The organism is Streptomyces sp. NPDC049585, assembly GCF_040675615.1.
In the GTDB taxonomy this organism is placed as follows: Bacteria; Actinomycetota; Actinomycetes; order Streptomycetales; family Streptomycetaceae; genus Streptomyces; species Streptomyces luteosporeus.
Map to the genome: position 1 here is coordinate 174390 of NZ_JBFAPE010000006.1, position 15009 is coordinate 189398.

At 71.9% G+C, this 15009-nt stretch carries 13 protein-coding genes and 2 tRNA genes; 1 reads left to right on the forward strand and 14 read right to left on the reverse strand.

Annotated elements, in window-relative coordinates; all coding sequences use genetic code 11:
- Positions 1 to 155 precede the first annotated feature (155 nt).
- The 13 genes from AB0K17_RS09945 to AB0K17_RS10005 all read right to left on the reverse strand — a co-directional run bounded on the left by AB0K17_RS09945 (position 156) and on the right by AB0K17_RS10005 (position 12461).
- A complete protein-coding gene (locus AB0K17_RS09945) occupies positions 156 to 1001 on the reverse strand; it encodes a DegV family protein (protein ID WP_365970110.1) in 846 nt (281 codons plus the stop codon).
- A 441-nt stretch (positions 1002 to 1442) separates the two neighbouring features.
- Positions 1443 to 2153 (reverse strand): hypothetical protein, encoded by a 711-nt coding sequence (locus AB0K17_RS09950; RefSeq protein WP_365982708.1) that lies wholly within the window; start codon positions 2151 to 2153, stop codon positions 1443 to 1445.
- A 137-nt stretch (positions 2154 to 2290) separates the two neighbouring features.
- Positions 2291 to 5182, reverse strand: a complete 2892-nt coding sequence (gene leuS, locus AB0K17_RS09955; protein ID WP_365970184.1) for a leucine--tRNA ligase — start codon at positions 5180 to 5182, stop codon at positions 2291 to 2293.
- A gap of 236 nt (positions 5183 to 5418) precedes the next feature.
- Positions 5419 to 7392, reverse strand: coding sequence for a S53 family peptidase (locus tag AB0K17_RS09960; protein WP_365982709.1), 1974 nt, complete (start codon positions 7390 to 7392; stop codon positions 5419 to 5421).
- A 261-nt stretch (positions 7393 to 7653) separates the two neighbouring features.
- Positions 7654 to 7726, reverse strand: a tRNA-Ala gene (locus AB0K17_RS09965).
- A gap of 141 nt (positions 7727 to 7867) precedes the next feature.
- Positions 7868 to 8101, reverse strand: a complete 234-nt coding sequence (locus AB0K17_RS09970; RefSeq protein WP_344434295.1) for a hypothetical protein — start codon at positions 8099 to 8101, stop codon at positions 7868 to 7870.
- Between the two features lie 123 nt (positions 8102 to 8224).
- A tRNA-Ala gene (locus AB0K17_RS09975) sits at positions 8225 to 8297 on the reverse strand.
- Positions 8298 to 8412: 115 nt separating this feature from the next.
- Positions 8413 to 9066 (reverse strand): histidine phosphatase family protein, encoded by a 654-nt coding sequence (locus AB0K17_RS09980; RefSeq protein WP_365970186.1) that lies wholly within the window; start codon positions 9064 to 9066, stop codon positions 8413 to 8415.
- The gene (rsfS, locus tag AB0K17_RS09985; RefSeq protein WP_365970182.1) at positions 9063 to 9503 is read right to left on the reverse strand and encodes a ribosome silencing factor; all 441 of its coding nucleotides are present in this window, start codon (positions 9501 to 9503) and stop codon (positions 9063 to 9065) included. The genes AB0K17_RS09980 and rsfS overlap by 4 nt, the downstream gene beginning before the upstream one ends.
- A 154-nt stretch (positions 9504 to 9657) precedes the next feature.
- Positions 9658 to 11310 (reverse strand): LytR C-terminal domain-containing protein, encoded by a 1653-nt coding sequence (locus tag AB0K17_RS09990; protein ID WP_365982710.1) that lies wholly within the window; start codon positions 11308 to 11310, stop codon positions 9658 to 9660.
- A gap of 37 nt (positions 11311 to 11347) precedes the next feature.
- Positions 11348 to 11959 carry a nicotinate-nucleotide adenylyltransferase gene (gene nadD / locus AB0K17_RS09995; RefSeq protein ID WP_365982711.1) on the reverse strand — a complete coding sequence of 204 codons (612 nt, stop codon included), beginning with the start codon at positions 11957 to 11959 and terminating at the stop codon, positions 11348 to 11350.
- Positions 11960 to 12014: 55 nt separating this feature from the next.
- Positions 12015 to 12176 (reverse strand): hypothetical protein, encoded by a 162-nt coding sequence (locus AB0K17_RS10000; protein ID WP_344434616.1) that lies wholly within the window; start codon positions 12174 to 12176, stop codon positions 12015 to 12017.
- A 108-nt stretch (positions 12177 to 12284) separates the two neighbouring features.
- Positions 12285 to 12461, reverse strand: a complete 177-nt coding sequence (locus AB0K17_RS10005) for a hypothetical protein (RefSeq protein WP_365982712.1) — start codon at positions 12459 to 12461, stop codon at positions 12285 to 12287.
- Between the two features lie 105 nt (positions 12462 to 12566).
- Here AB0K17_RS10005 and AB0K17_RS10010 point away from each other — a divergent pair, with 105 nt between their 5' ends.
- Entirely contained in the window at positions 12567 to 13676 is a 1110-nt protein-coding gene (locus AB0K17_RS10010; RefSeq protein WP_365982713.1) for a M48 family metallopeptidase, read from the forward strand.
- 194 nt (positions 13677 to 13870) lie between these two features.
- On the opposite strand, the gene AB0K17_RS10015 is transcribed toward AB0K17_RS10010, so the two are convergent.
- Positions 13871 to 14947, reverse strand: a complete 1077-nt coding sequence (locus AB0K17_RS10015) for a hypothetical protein (RefSeq protein WP_365982714.1) — start codon at positions 14945 to 14947, stop codon at positions 13871 to 13873.
- Between the last annotated feature and the right edge of the window lie 62 nt (positions 14948 to 15009).

Genomic DNA, 15009 nt, shown 5'->3' on the forward strand with positions numbered 1-15009 from the left:
GGAGCGATTACCGTGCGTGAGCGATCGGCCATGACACGGGACCGTAGCCCGATCACCGGATCGCCGCCGGGCAGCCTCAATTCCGGTGGATAACCGGCCTCTTGAGAGAAACTTGGTCACCCTCACGGGCAACACGACACAACCGCGCTGCCGCCCTACCTCGGTGAGACCACCACACCCAGCAACCCCGGCCCCGTGTGGGCCCCGATCACCGCGCCGACCTCGCTCACGTGCAGCTCCAACAGCCCCGGCACCCGCTCCCGCAGCCGTTCGGCCAGCTCGGCGGCCCGCTCGGGGGCGGCCAGGTGGTGGACGGCGATGTCGGCGGGCGCGGTGCCCGTGCGCTCGACCACGATCTCCTCCAGCCGGGCGATCGCCTTGCCCGCCGTGCGCACCTTCTCCCGCAGTTCGATGCGGCCGCCGTCCAGCTGCAGCAGCGGCTTGACGGCGAGCGCCGAGCCCAGCAGGGCCTGCGCGGCGCCGATGCGGCCGCCGCGCCGCAGGTAGTCGAGGGTGTCCACGTAGAAGTAGGCGGCCGTGCCCTGCGCCCGCTTCTCCGCCGCCGCGACGATCTCGTCGAGCGAACCACCCGCCCGGGCCGTCTCTGCCGCGGCCAGGGCGCAGAAGCCCAGCGCCATCGCGACCATGCCGGTGTCCACGACCCTGACGGGCACGGGCGCCTCCCGCGCCGCGAGCACCGCCGCGTCGTACGTGCCCGAGAACTCCGCCGACAGGTGCAGGGAGACGATGCCGTCCGCGCCGGCCTCGGCGGCCGCGCGATAGGCCGCGGCGAAGTCCTCCGGGGCGGGCCGCGACGTGGTGACGGGCCGGCGCTTGGCGAGGGCCTGGGCCACGGACCGGGCCGAGACCTCGGTGCCCTCCTCCAGCGCCTCGTCGCCCAGGACGACCGTCAGCGGTACGGCGGTGATGCTGTGCCGCTCCATCGCCTGGCGGGGCAGGTAGGCCGTGGAATCGGTGATGATGGCGACGTGGCGGGACATGCCCCGGAGGTTACCCGCCGGGCCGCTCCCGCGGCAGAGCGGCTTCCCCTGCGGGGTCGCGGGGTCGCCTGCGGCTGGGCTCGGGCGATGCTTCCACCGGTCGGTGCGCCTCTCGGTGCGGGCCGCGCACCGTCCCGGCCCTGCCGTGTCCGGCGGATCTTCGTCATGCGCCACCGCGGCGCCCCGTAGGGGCGCGGGGCGGTGTCGATCTGCGGCTGCGCCGCGTGGGCGCGATCGGTCGGCTACGGCCCGCAGCTGACACGCCACCCCGGGGTCCGGGCAATCTGCGGGCACTCGTGGCTTGTCGCGCAGTTCCCCGCGCCCCTTACGGGGCACTGCGTGATCCGCCGGATGCGCCTGGCCGTCGGTGGCCGATCGCGCCCACGCGGCGGCGGGCTGACCGTGGCGGGCGCGGTGGCGCGCCCATGCCCCGGTCGGGGCTCAGGCCGTGTTCTCCCGGCGGCGGACCGCCTTCTCCCAGGAGTACCCCGGCCTCCACCGGTCCTTGCCACCTTCCAGCGCAGCCCGCGCACCGTCCCGGCCCTCCCCGGGCCCGGGTGCCCCGGCCGGCCCCGCACCGGCGGCCCCCGAGGCTCCGTTCTCCGACGCCTCCTCCCAGTGGCGCAGGGCGCCCGCCTCCATGCGGATCTGTTCGCTCAGTGCGTCGAGGTCCTCGGCGCCGAAGCGGCGGGCGCGGTCCTGGGCCGCCCAGCGGAGGGAGTCGGCCGAGTGGGTGATGTGCTCCGTGCGCTCGCGCAGCTCCGGGAGGCAGGCGGTGATGCGGTCCTTGTCGGGCTCGTCCTCCAGCTTGCGCAGGTCTTCGTCGAGCTCGCGGCCGTGGGCGCTCAGTCGCTCGAAGAGGGCGAGGGATTCGGTGAGGGAGGCGTCGTCCCGGGCGCCGGCGCGCAGGACCTCCTGCGTCGCGCGCATGGAGGTGCGCAGGGACAGCCGTAGTTCGGCGACCTCGCCCGCGGGGCCGGGCAGGCCGTAGCGGCGGGCCTTGAGCCGGGTGTCCTCCACCGTGCGCCGCGCCTGGGTGACGGTGCGGTCGACGCCGCGCTTGACCGCCCGTACCGCCCTGATCACGGCGATGACCACGAACGCCACGACGAGCGCACTGATCACGGCGAAGATCGCGGCGGCGGCTTCCATGAATACGCTCCTCCGGTAGGCGGCGGGCGGCGGCGTACCCCTTCCGGCGCCCGTACCCTTCCACCGTAAACGCAGCGGGCAGGCCGGGGGTTCCGAAAGAACCCCCAACCTGCCCGTAGGGAAGAACCCTTAACGCGTCACGCAGGGACGATGTTCACGAGCTTCGGCGCGCGCACGATCACCTTGCGGATGCCGGCGCCGCCCAGCGCGGCGACGACCGCCGGGTCGGCCAGGGCGGTCCGCTCCAGCTCCTCGTCGGAGATCGACGGGGCGACCTCCAGGCGGGCCTTGACCTTGCCCTTGATCTGTACGACGCAGGTGACGGTGTCGGCGACCAGGTAGGCGGGGTCGGCGACCGGGAAGGGCTGGTGGACGACCGACTCCTCGTGGCCCAGCCGGCGCCACAGCTCCTCGGCGATGTGCGGGGCCAGCGGGGCGACGAGCAGGACCATCCGCTCGGCCACCGTACGCGGCACCTCGCTCAGCTTGGTGACGAAGTTGTTCAGCTCGGTCACCTTGGCAATGGCGGTGTTGAAGCGCAGGTTCGCCAGGTCCTGGCCGACGCCGTCGATGGCCTTGTGCAGGGCGCGCAGGGTGGCCTCGTCGGGCTCGGCGTCGACGACGGTGACCTCGCCGGTGGTCTCGTCGACCACGTTGCGCCACAGGCGCTGCAGCAGGCGGTACTGGCCGACGACGGCGCGGGTGTCCCAGGGGCGGGAGACGTCCAGGGGGCCCATCGCCATCTCGTACAGGCGCAGGGTGTCGGCGCCGTACTCGGCGCAGATCTCGTCCGGCGTGACGGCGTTCTTGAGGGACTTGCCCATCTTGCCGAGCAGACGGGAGACCTTCTCGCCCCGGTAGTGGTACGCGCCGTCGGCCTCCTCGATCTCGGCGGCGGGCACCGCGATGCCACGGGCGTCGCGGTAGACGTACGCCTGGATCATGCCCTGGTTGAAGAGCTTGTGGAACGGCTCGGCCGAGGAGATGTGGCCCAGGTCGAAGAGGATCTTCGACCAGAAGCGGGCGTACAGCAGGTGCAGCACCGCGTGCTCGGCACCACCGACGTACAGGTCGACGCCGCCGTGCGGCTTGCCCTCGGCCGGGCCCATCCAGTAGCGCTCGGCGTCGGGGTCGACCAGGCGCTCGCTGTTGTGCGGGTCCAGGTAGCGCAGCTCGTACCAGCAGGAACCGGCCCAGTTGGGCATGGTGTTGGTCTCGCGGCGGTACCTCTTGGGGCCGTCGCCGAGGTCCAGCTCGACGTTGACCCACTCCTCGTTGCGCGAGAGCGGGGTCTCCGGGCGGGTGTCGGCGTCGTCCGGCTCGAAGGTGCGCGGCGCGTAGTCCTCGACCTCCGGCAGCTCCAGCGGCAGCATCGACTCGGGCAGCGCGTGGGCGACGCCGTCCTCGTCGTAGACGATCGGGAAGGGCTCGCCCCAGTAGCGCTGGCGGCTGAAGAGCCAGTCGCGCAGGCGGAAGTTGACGGTGGCCTCGCCGATGCCGCGCTCGGTCAGCCACTGGGCCATGGCCGTCTTGGCCTCGGGGACGCGCAGGCCGTCCAGGCAGACGCCCTCGCCGGCCGAGTTGATGATCTCGGCCTCGTAGGAGTCGAAGGAGTCGGCCCACGTCGAGGGGTCGGTGCCGCGGTCGTCCGCGGGCTGCACGACGCAGCGCATCGGCAGGTCGAAGGCGCGGGCGAAGGCGAAGTCGCGGCTGTCGTGGGCGGGGACGGCCATGATGGCGCCGGTGCCGTAGCCCATCAGGACGTAGTCGGCGACGAAGACGGGGATGCGCTCGCCGTTGACGGGGTTGATGGCGTACGCGCCGGTGAAGACGCCGGTCTTCTCCTTGGCGTCGGCCTGCCGCTCGACGTCGGACTTGGCGGCGGCCTCCTTGCGGTAGGCGGCGACCGCCTCGGCCGGGGTGGCGTGGCCGCCGGTCCAGTCCTCGTGGGTGCCCTGCGGCCAGGCGGCGGGGATCACGCCGTGGTCGTCGGTGACGACCAGCGGGTGCTCGGGGGCCAGCACCAGGTAGGTGGCGCCGAAGAGGGTGTCCTGGCGGGTGGTGAAGACGGTGGCCGTGGCGCCGGGGGCGCCGTCGATGGCGAAGTCGACGCGGGCGCCCTCGCTGCGGCCGATCCAGTTGCGCTGCTGCAGCTTGATGGCCTCTGGCCAGTCCAGGGCGTCCAGGTCCTCCAGCAGGCGGTCCGCGTAGGCGGTGATGCGCATGTTCCACTGGCGCAGCTTGGACTTGAAGACGGGGAAGTTGCCGCGCTCGGAGCGGCCGTCGGCGGTGACCTCCTCGTTGGCGAGCACGGTGCCCAGGCCGGGGCACCAGTTGACGGGCGCGTCGGAGGCGTACGCCAGGCGGTACTCGCCCAGGACGTCGGCGCGCTCGACGGCGCTCAGCTCACTCCAGGGGCGCCCGTCGGGCGTGGCGCGCTCCCCGCTCTCGAACCGGGCCACCAGCTCGGCGATGGGCCGGGCCTTCTTCGCCTCCGGGTCGTACCAGGAGTTGAAGATCTGCAGGAAGATCCACTGGGTCCACTTGTAGTACTCCGGGTCGATCGTGGCGAACGACCGGCGCTTGTCGTGGCCCAGGCCCAGCCGCCGCAGCTGCGCCTTCATGTTCTCGATGTTTGCCTCGGTGGACACCCGCGGGTGGGTGCCGGTCTGCACGGCGTACTGCTCGGCGGGCAGGCCGAAGGCGTCGAAGCCGAGGGTGTGCAGGACGTTGTGGCCCGTCATGCGGTGGTAGCGCGCGTAGACGTCGGTGGCGATGTAGCCCAGCGGGTGACCGACGTGCAGGCCCGCACCCGACGGGTACGGGAACATGTCCATGACGAACTTGTGCGGCCGGGCGGCGATCTCCGCGGCCGCCTCGTCGCCCGCCAGCTCGCCGCTGGGGTTGGGGGCGTGGTACGTGCCGTTCGCGTCCCAGAAGTCCTGCCAGCGTGCCTCGATGTCGGCGGCCAGCGCGGCCGTGTAGCGGTGCGGGGCTGCCACCTCGGCGGCGGTGGGGGTCTCGCTCATCGTCCTCTAAGCTCCATCGATCGTCGTCTTCGCCCTCTGCCTGCGGCTCGCTGGCCGCAAATGAAAAAACCCCTCGCACAGGAGGGGATGCCGCGCCGATGCCGACCCGTGGGGTCGGTACTGATCAGCGCGGCTCGCTAAGCAGAAGGCGTACGGCACGCATGGGCCCAGGTTACCCCAGGGGGCCCGGGGCCCGCACCGAAGGAGAGGGTGCGGTCCCCGGGCCCCGGGCGGCCTCAGCGCCCGCTGCGCGGGATGTACGAGGTCACGTAGTCGTCGGCCGGAGAGCCGACGCCGGTGACGTTGTCGTAGCCGGAGGTCGCCGACAGCGAGGTGTCGCCGCCCAGGCTGCGCAGGGAGGTGAGCAGGCCGCCCTTGGCGTCCACGCCGTTCGCGTAGTCGACGCGGACGACGCCCAGGCCCTGGCCGCGGCCCAGCGGGTGGTCGGTGACGTCGTGGTAGGCGGCGGTGCCGTAGCGGTCGTAGATCGCGGGGTTGGCGAAGCCGATGGGCACGCCGTGGCGGGCCTGCTGGGCGAGCGCCTGGACGCCGGCGATCACGGGCGCGGCGAGCGAGGTGCCGCCGATGCGGTACTCGTCGTAGGCCACCTTGCCGTCCGGGAAGGTCTGGGTCTGGCCGACCAGGAAGCCGGTGCTGGAGTCGGCGACGGCCGCGATGTCGGGCTCGACGCGCATCGGCTTGGTGGTGCCGTTGACCTTGGACAGCGCGTCGGGGACGACGCCGCGCTGGTAGAAGGGCTGCTCGAAGACCTTGCTGGTGCCGCCGCCCGCGCCGCCGGTGAAGGCGCCGGGGAAGCCGTCCCAGCTGTGGCCGTCCTTCGACAGCGGGGCCTTGTGGGTACCCCAGCCGGTCTCCCACAAGTACTTGTCGCCCTTGCCGACGGCGAGCGAGGTGCCGCCGACGGAGGTGACCCAGGGGGAGTTCGCGGGGGTGTCGACCTGCTTCACGCCGTGCTTGACGGTGTTGTCGCCGTCGTCGCCGGAGGAGAAGTAGAAGCCGATGCCCTCGACCGCGCCCTGCTGGAAGATCTGGTCGTAGGCGGCGGCGATGTCCGGGGTCTCGTTGGTCTCGATGTCGCCCCAGGAGTTGGAGACGATGTCGGCGAGCCGGCCGTCGACGATCTTGCGCAGGGAGTCGATCAGGTCGTCGTCCTGGCAGGAGGAGCCGGCCACGTACACGATGCCGGCGTCCGGGGCCACGGCGTGCACGGCCTCGATGTCGAGGGTCTCCTCGCCGTACCAGCCGGCCGCGTCGCACTCGTCGGGCTTGGTGTGCGTGTAGTCGGCGGGCAGCGCCTGGGAGAACTGGCCCTTGCGGTACGCCTTGTCGCCGTTGCGCTTGGCGTACTGCTCGATGTCCTTGACGATCGTCGGCGAGGCGAAGGCGTCGGTGATCGCGACGGTCACGCCCTTGCCGGTGAAGTTCTTCGCCCCGTACGCGGCGCGCAGCTGCTTACCGGTGTAGCCCTTGATCGCGTACGGCGCGTGGGAGCCGTAGGCGGCGGGCAGGTCGCTGTTGACGTTCGAGCCGTAGTAGGTCGAGAAGGGGCCGGCGTTGCGGAAGGCCGCGCTCGGGCCGGGCAGCGTGTCCTGGTGGTGGGCCAGCCGGGGCGCGTTGTTCAGGCCCACGACGGTCAGCACGGCGCCGTGCAGGGAGGCCGGTACGGAGGCCGTCCGCGAGGGCGCGTGGTAGGTCTTGCCGTCCTTGACGTAGTCGTGCAGCTCGGTGCCGAACGCCTTGCGGGCGGCGGCGGCGTCACCGGACACCGTGAGGTAGTGGTCGTTGCTCGCGGTCACCGTGAGGCCGGAGGACTTCAGCCACGCGGTGACCTCGGCTATCTGGGCCCGCGTCGCGCCGAAACGTTCCTTCGCCTGCTGCGCGCTCAAGTACTTGCCGTAGGAGGCGGACTTCGGGTCGGAGACGGCCCGGGCGTAGGCGGCCAGGCCGTCGGCGTCCCGGCCGGCCAGGTAGACCCGGGCGGTGACGGCCTTGGAAGCGGCCGTGGCGCCCTGGTCCGCGCCGGCGGTCGCCCACTGGGGCTTGGTGCCCACCAGGGACTGGCGGTCGTGCGGCGTGGAGTCGGCCTGCGCCTGGGCGGCCGGCCCGGCGAGCGCGAGCGCCCCGGCGACCAGCGGCAGGGCCGCGGCCAGGGACAGTCCGGCACGTGCCCGTGAGCGGCTTGATCTCATGGAACCCCCTGAGAGTGAACGGTCACGTCACTCTGTCGACGAACCGTTCATCCTTGGGGCATGCGTTCGTCAAGATGAGATCAAGAAACTGACAGCCAACACCCTTGCGGTTACCGGTGGTTGGCGAGGCCCCCGACGATGCCGGACGACTGGGCGGCCGGACGGCTGGGCGACTGGACCGCCGGGCCGCCGGGCCGCCGGGCCGCGAAGTCCGTACACGAAGAAGCGGGCCATCCTTCCGGATGACCCGCTTCTTTGCTGTGGAGCTAAGGAGAATTGAACTCCTGACCTCCTGCATGCCATGCAGGCGCTCTACCAACTGAGCTATAGCCCCTTGTTCTGTTTTCCCGCCGCCCGGTTCCCCCGGCGACACCCAGAACATTACACGGTCCTACCCCCCTTTCGCCAAATCGATTCCCCGTCGGGGGATCGACGATCCGGTTTGTCCGGTTTGAGGGGTTGTTCGGCCGGCCGTTCAGGCTGTCGCGAAGGAGTAGAAGCGCTTGAGCGTGCAGAGTTCGTCGAGGAGCCGGCCGTAGATCGGCTCGCCCTCGAGCTCCCGATAGACCTCGATCGGGTCGCCTTTTATGATCAGCGCCCGCGCGCACTCGACGCACCAGTACTGATAGGCGGAGTTGAGCGGCTCCATGTCGCGGACGATCGGCGTCCCGCTGCCGCACCAGTCGCACTTCCGGCTGTGAGCACCCATGGGTCAGCCCGTTCCCTCCCCTTCGGCCCCGTCCGTTCCCGGGCGTCCGATTCTGCCACGGAAGGGTATGGGAGCAGCAAGAATCCCGCCTCCCTGGACCAGGGAGGCGGGATCATCGGGTTGTGGAGCTAAGGAGAATTGAACTCCTGACCTCCTGCATGCCATGCAGGCGCTCTACCAACTGAGCTATAGCCCCGCTGTTCTCGGTTTCCCCCGGGCTTTCCCCGGTGTTCCCCGCGAACAAGAAGAACTTTAGCCTGCGACCTGCCCGGATGTGAAATCGGGCCCCGGGAGCCCCACGAGGGGGCTCCTCAGTCGTCGTCGCCCAGCACCGGCTCCGGCAGCGATCCGGCGTTGTGCTCCAGCAGGCGCCAGCCTCGCGCACCCTCGCCCAGCACGGACCAGCTGCAGTTGCTCAGGCCGCCCAGGGCCTCCCAGGAGCCCGCCTGAAGGCCCAGCAGCCGGCCGATGGTGGTGCGGATCGTGCCGCCGTGGCTGACCACGACCAGCGTGCCGCCGTCCGGCAGCTTGTCGGCGTGGGAGAGCACCACGGGCGCGGCCCGGTCGGCGACCTCGGTCTCCAGCTCGCCCCCGCCGCGCCGCACCGGCTCGCCGCGCTTCCAGGCCGCGTACTGCTCGCCGAAGCGTTCGGCGATCTCCTCGTGCGTCAGACCCTGCCACTCGCCCGCGTACGTCTCGCGCAGCTCCGGGTGGCCGGAGACCGGCAGGCCGGTGACGGCCGCGAGCTCGGCGGCGGTGTCCCGGGCGCGCCGCAGGTCGGAGGCGACGATGGCGTGCGGCCGCAGGCCGGCCAGCAGCCGGGCGGCCCGGCGCGCCTGCGCCCGGCCGGTGTCGGTCAGGTCGATGTCCGTGGTGCCCTGGAAGCGGCGCTCGACGTTCCAGGACGTCTGGCCGTGCCGCCACAGGACGATGCGGCGCCCCCGGCCGCCCCCCGTGCCGTTCAGCTGAGGTCTCCGTCCACTCCGGCCTCGGCGGACTGCACCCGGGCGTGCTCGTCGGCCTTGCCGCGGGTGGCGACGGCGTCCTCGGGCAGCCCGATCTCCGGGCAGTCCTTCCACAGCCGCTCCAGGGCGTAGAAGACGCGCTCCTCGCTGTGCTGGACGTGCACGACGATGTCGACGTAGTCCAGCAGGACCCAGCGGGCGTCGCGGTCGCCCTCGCGGCGCACCGGCTTGGCGCCGAGGTCCTTCAGCAGTCGCTCCTCGATCTCGTCGACGATGGACTTGACCTGGCGGTCGTTGGGGGCCGAGGCCAGCAGGAAGGCGTCGGTGATCGACAGGACATCGCTGACGTCGTACGCGATGACATCGTGCGCGAGCTTGTCGGCGGCGGCCTGGGCGGCGGCCCGGATGAGCTCGATGGAGCGGTCGGTGGCGGTCACAAGCCATGCTTTCGGTCAAGAGGGTCAGTACCCCTCCAGGGTCTCACGACCCACGCGCGCCACTCCCGGGCTTTTCCGCCGGATCGAAAGCGTGCCCGAAAGCCCGGCCGAAAGCCGCCGATGAGCTGCGGATCAGCCGTCGGCGGCCTGCCGATCAGCTCTTGTAGTCCTTGCCCAGCACCACCGTGACATCGGCGTTGGGGGCGCCCTCGCCCTTGCGTACGGCCCGCTCCGGCAGGCCGAGGGTGCGGGCGACCTCCTTGGCCTCGGTGGCCCGGGCGTCGTCGGCGTAGATCACGGCGGAGGCGGCCTCGGCCGCGCCGGCGGTACCGCCGGCGACGTAGGTGTAGCCGCCGTTGACGAGCGCGACCTGGGCGGTGGTGGCGGCGCCGGCCGCGCCGGTGGCGTTCTTCACGCTCACCCGGGGCGGCGCGTTCTTGTCGGTGTTCTTCACCGTGCCGCCGAGCACGTCCTTGACCACGCTGTCGGCCGTCTTCTGGGCGAGCGAGCCGTCGGGCTGCACGGGCAGCACGGCGGTGGCGTACGCGCCGGTCTTGGCCTTCTCCGCCAGGTGCGCGAGCGAGGCGCCGAGCTGCTGCGGGGACAGGGAGGGGTCGGGGATCTGGGCGAGGGACTCCACGGTGGTGGTGGCCGCCTTGGTGTCGCTGGACAGCTTCCGCAGAACGGCCTGCATGACCTGACCGAAGCGGGCGAGCTGCCGGCTCTGGTCCTCGCCGGCGGCGCGGTGGGTGGCGTAGGCGACCGCCGCCCGTCCGGCGAGCGTCTGACCGCTGCCGCGGGTGACCAGCGGCCGGTCGCCGGCCTTCTCGGCGGGCACGTCGGTGTCGGTGTCGACGGTGATGCCGCCGACGAGCTCGACCAGGTTCTCCAGGTAGGGGGTGTCCAGCCGCCAGCTGCCCTTGATGTCGGCGCCCAGCAGGGTGTTCAGGGCGTCCCGGGTGCCGCCGGTGCCCGCCTCCTGCACGGCCTTGCCGAGGGTGGTGGCGCCGCCGCCGTCCTTGGCCAGGGCCAGGGAGTTGGGCAGCAGGACGGTGGTGGCCTTCTTGGTGGTCTCGTTGTCGACCAGCAGGGCGGTGGAGCTGTCCCCGCCCCTGGTCTGCCGCAGGTGCACGACGATCACGTCGCGCTTCTGCGCTGCGCCGGCGGCCTTGGGGGCCGGCTTGTCGTCCCCGCCGGAGAGCAGGAACCAGCCGATGCCGCCGCCGAGGGCGAGGACGAGCACCACCGCGAGGGCGACGACACGGTTGCGGCCCTTGCGCTTGCGCTCGTCACGGCGCTCGGTGCGGCTCTCGCTGAACTTCAGCCAGTCGATGACGTCCTCGGAGCCGTCGTCCGGCTCCTCGACGAAGGAGAACTGTTCGGTGCGGTAGTCCGGGGCCTCCTCGGCGGCCGGCCGCGGCTCGGGCACGGAGCCGTGCGCCGCCGGCGCCTGGGGCGCGGCGGGAGCCGGCGCGGGGTGCACGTCCTGCGGCGCGGGGCCGCCCTGCCGGGGGATCCACTCCTGCTGCTGGGTCTGCTGGACCTGCGGGGTCTGCTGCGCGTGGGGCTCGGGGGGCTGGGCGGCGTACGTGTCGTAGGACGGCTGCGGGTGCTGGGGCTGCTGGCCGGCGTACGGGTCGTAGGCGTACGGCTGCTGCGGCAGGGGCTGCCCGTACTGGTCGTACACGCGCTCGGGGGCGTCCGGCCGGTACACCGGTTGGCCGTAGGCGTCATAGCCGAACACCTGCGGCGGCGTCGCCGGGGACGCGTACGGGTCGTACGCGTACGGGTCCTGTCGGTCGTTCACCAGTGCCCCTCGAGCCCAGTCGGCGTTCGTGCGGGTCTCAGCCGTCGTGACGGTACAGCTTGCGCTTGTCGATGTAGCGCACCACACCGTCGGGCACCAGGTACCAGACGGGATCGCCCTGCGCCACGCGGGCGCGGCAGTCGGAGGAGGAGATGGCCAGGGCGGGGACCTCCACGAAGGAGACCCGGTCCTCGGGCAGCCCGGGGTTGGCCAGTATGTGGCCGGGCCGGGTGACGCCGATGAAGTGGGCCAGTGGGAAGAGCTCCTCGGTGTTCCGCCAGGTCAGGATCTGTGCCAGCGCGTCGGCGCCGGTGATGAAGAACAGGTCCGAGTTGGGGTTGAGCTCGCGCAGTTCGCGCAGGGTGTCCGTGGTGTAGGTGGGTCCGCCGCGGTCGATGTCGATGCGGCTGACCGAGAACTGCGGATTGGAGGCGGTGGCGATCACCGTCATCAGGTAGCGGTCCTCGGCCGTGGAGACCGTGCGGTGGCTCTTCTGCCACGGCTGGCCCGTCGGTACGAAGACGACCTCGTCGAGGTGGAACTGCGCGGCCACCTCGCTCGCGGCGACCAGGTGGCCGTGGTGGATGGGGTCGAACGTCCCGCCCATCACGCCGAGCCGCCGCTTCACGGGCCCTGTCTGCTCTTCCATGCGTGCAGACCCTACTGCGCGCGTCGTCACGCGTTGACGCCAGGGACCGGCGCGATCAGCGGTCGCGGTTGAAGCGCGTGGTGATCCAGAGCAGGAGCAGCAGGATGACGAGGGCGGCGCCACCGGTCACGGCGGGGCTGATGCTCTTGTGGTTGTCCACGTGCTCGCTCTCTGCAGCGAGGGTCAGCAGGGCGCTGTGGGCGTCGATGAGATTCACGTCGGCAGGACCTATCCGGGACGGGGTCGGTTGGAGACTTCTGCCACATCGTAAGCGGGGCGCACCCGCGAGCTCACGCCGACTCCGCGCGTCGCCCGCGGGGCCGGGCTACTTACGGTAGCCGCGCAGCAGGAGCCAGGCGAGCAGGGGGACACCGACGATGCCGACGAGCAGGACGGTGCGCAGCACGGCGCCCGGGCCCTGGTCGCCGTGCGAGACCGCGAGGACCTCGGTGAGGGCGGGGTGGGTGGTGAGCCCGTGCAGGGCGGGGCTGATGTCGGCCATGCCTCCACCGTAGCCGTGTCGGCGGCAGCGCCTAGGCTGGGGTCCCACAGGTCGGGTACGGGCCGGTCAGAGGCCTTCCCGAGCGGCGACGGCAGGGGGTCGGCGATGAGCGACGGCACGGGTGCGGGCGACGGCGGGCGGGGGCCGGCCGGGCAGCACAGGCGGTTTCCGGGCATCTCCTCGCGGGCGTACGAGCACCCCGCGGACCGTTCGGCGCTGGTGGCGCTGCGCCGGCTGAGCGGTTTCGACGTGGTCTTCAAGGCGCTGAGCGGGCTGCTGCCGGAGCGCAGCATGCGTCTGTTGTACCTGTCGGATTCGGTGCGGGTGAGCGAGCAGCAGTTCCCCCACCTGCACGCCATGCTGCTGGACGCCTGCTACGTCCTGGACCTGGAGAAGGTCCCCCCGATGTACGTCACGCAGGACCCCCGGCCGGGGGCCATGTGCGTGGGGCTGGACGAGCCGGTGATCGTGCTGACCACGGGCCTGGTGGAGCTGCTGGACGAGGAGGAGATGCGCACGGCGGTCGGCCACGAGGTGGGGCACGCGCTGTCCGGCCACGCGGTCTACCGCACGATCCTGCTGTTCCTGACCAGCTTCGCGGTGAAGGTGGCCTGGGTGCCGCTCGGCAACATCGCGGTGAATGCGCTGGTCACCGCGTTGCGCGAGTGGTTCCGCAAGTCGGAGCTGTCCGCGGACCGGGCGGGGCTGCTGGTGGGCCAGGACCCGCGGGCGGCGCTGCGCATGCTGATGAAGCTGGCCGGCGGCAACCACCTGCACGAGATGAACGTGGACGCCTTCCTGGCCCAGGCCGAGGAGTACGAGCGCGGCGGCGACGTGCGCGACTCGGTGCTGAAGATCCTCAACGTGCTGCCGCGCAGCCACCCCTTCGCCACCGTGCGGGCGGCCGAGCTCAAGCGCTGGTCGGAGAGCCGCGACTACCAGCGGATCATGGACGGCCACTACCCGCGCCGCTCGGAGGACAAGGACACCTCCGTCTCGGACTCCTTCCGCGAGTCGGCGAACCACTACGCCGAGTCGGTGCGCTCCAGCAAGGACCCGCTGATGGGGCTGGTGCGGGACATAGCGGGTGGCGTGGGCGACCTGGGCGGACGGCTGAAGGACACCTTCGGCGGCCGGACCACCCCCGCCAAGGGTGCCCCCGGCACGGGCGGTACGGATGCGGGAGACGACAAGGGCGACGCGCCCAAGCCCTAGCGGCCTGTCGGGCCGTCGCGGTGCGCCCCGTCAGGGGCGCGGGGAACTGCGCGACAAGCCACGACGCACCCGCAGACGGAGTGCCGCGCTGCGCCCGGACCCCTACGGTGGCGCCTCGACTGCGGGCTGTCGGTGGCCGATCGCGCAGTTCCCCGCGCCCCTTACGGGGCGCTGCACGATCCGCCGGATAAGCCCTAGTGGCGCGGTGGGGTGGGTTGGACGGCGGGGGCCAGCGTGCCGCACAGGGCGCCGTCGGTGCTGCCGGTGGCGTACGGGTCGGTGCCGGCCGGGCCGTCGCCGGTGGCCTTCTGGCCGGCGAAGAGCGGCCGCAGGAAGACGGCGTCGTCGGCGTTGCAGGACTGCGGCCCGGCCTGCACCGCGCTCTGCAGCACCTGCACATGGTGTTCCTGCAGGTCGTCACGGTCGAAGCGGAAGCGCATCATGCGCCGCACGGTGAACAGCGAGGTGGCGTCGGGCTTGCCGGTGGCCGGGCGGACGGCGTAGACGAAGGTGTGGTCCGAGGAGACCTCCAGCGCGGCCGGGGAGACCTCGGTGATGGCGAAGGTGCCCTGGGTGCGGATGGTGCGGTCGGCGAGGGCCACCTGGGAGGGGTCGAAGCGGATCAGCCAACCGGTCGCCGCGTTGCGCCCGTCGTCGGCGGGGTGCGCGAAGCTGCGGTCGAACTGGTCGAGCTGGGCGGGGGCGAGCAGCAGTCGTACGGTGCGCTGGGCACCGCCGGTGAGCACGCCCGGGTCGAGCGCGGACTTGACGACGTACTCCTTGGCCGCGGCCAGGGCGGCCATCACCATGGCCTCGGAGAAATTCTGGGTGCGCCGTGCGGCCGGAAGGGTGATGCCCTCGATGCCGTCGCGCAGGCGGGTGGCCGGGCTGTTGTCGAAGAGCTCCTTGGCCGACGGCGCGCCGGGCACGGCGTCGTGGGGCGCGAGGGGCACCAGGACGGTGCGCAGCGGCTCGGCGGCGGGCGGGCCGGGCTCCTTGTAGGGGTGACGCAGGCCCATGTAGACGGCGGTGCCGAAGGCCAGGGCGATCAGGACGACCAGCAGCAGCACCTGCCGGGAGGCGCTGACGCGCGCCCAGGCGTGCCGGGTGCGGACGGCGGGCGCATGGTCGTCCATGCGCTCGCGGGCGGAGAATTCCTGGAGCCGGGCAGCACGGATGAACGATTCGTCGAAGACGACGGATCGGTACTCCTCGTCGCCTCCCTGGGGGCCCTCGGGCGTGCCCTCAGGTGGGTCTCCAGGCCCGTTCATATCTCAAGAGTAGGTCTGGGGAGCCGCTGGTAAACGCGCTGCTGCGCGACAACTTCCGGGGA